General features: G+C 56.0%; 1 protein-coding gene. It reads left to right on the top strand.

The annotated features are described in order from the left end of the window. Positions 1-165: 165 nt before the first annotated feature. A partial coding sequence (locus L691_RS31300) for a GTPase (RefSeq protein ID WP_198023024.1) occupies positions 166-318 on the top strand: 153 nt, incomplete at its 3' end.

Below are 318 nucleotides of genomic sequence, written 5' to 3'. Positions count from 1 at the left end.
TCACGGCTACGGGACAGCCGCTTGAACAACTGCTGCAGGAACGGGGCCTAATGACAGCAGAGCAAATTGAGGCGATCCTTCATCCGCTGGAAGTGACCAAGCCGGGTATTCCCGGAAGCGGCAGAAGGGTCTAAAGAGGTATAGGAAAGTGAAGGAGAACACCCTATGAGCTTGAATGATACACCACGCGGAGAGCGATTACATATTGCCGTCTTCGGGCGGCGCAATGCCGGTAAATCGAGTGTGATTAACGCGCTTGGCGGGCAGGAGACCTCGATTGTTTCCCCGGTGAGCGGTACGACGACCGACCCGGTCTAT

This window comes from Paenibacillus zanthoxyli JH29, from assembly GCF_000520715.1.
Classification (GTDB): domain Bacteria; phylum Bacillota; class Bacilli; order Paenibacillales; family Paenibacillaceae; genus Paenibacillus_AQ; species Paenibacillus_AQ zanthoxyli.
This window is presented reverse-complemented; position numbering and strand designations above follow the sequence as displayed.